Below are 384 nucleotides of genomic sequence, written 5' to 3' on the forward strand. Positions count from 1 at the left end.
AGTCGGCAACCGCAAGGAACCGCCTAGGGTAAAATCGGTAATTGGGGCTAAGTCGTAACAAGGTAGCCGTATCGGAAGGTGCGGCTGGAATACCTCCTTTTTAGAGCTCATTGTCCTTAAGCTGTTGTTTCCTTCTTTTAAATTTATTTGCTACTAACGCAGATGGCTACACGCCGGATGAATAAGTAGTATAAAGTTCTTTTCAATCTTTTATGAAGATGTGTAACGAAAGCGTTACRGAGATCGGATCTCACACATCGACAATAATCACGTAAATGAAACTTCGAAAGAAGAGTCAGTGATTAAAAGTTCTTTGACATATTGGGAAATGCAAGTTGTATTCAGAATAGTAGTATTTGAATACGTAAATTTTTTAAAGCGAAT

At 38.4% G+C, this 384-nt stretch carries 1 rRNA gene; it reads left to right on the forward strand.

The features are described from left to right. A 16S ribosomal RNA gene (locus tag AC1DP6_RS36615) occupies positions 1 to 100 on the forward strand; the annotation flags it as partial. Between the last annotated feature and the right edge of the window lie 284 nt (positions 101 to 384).

The sequence above is a fragment of the Chitinophaga sp. 01L420 genome (assembly GCF_056399985.1).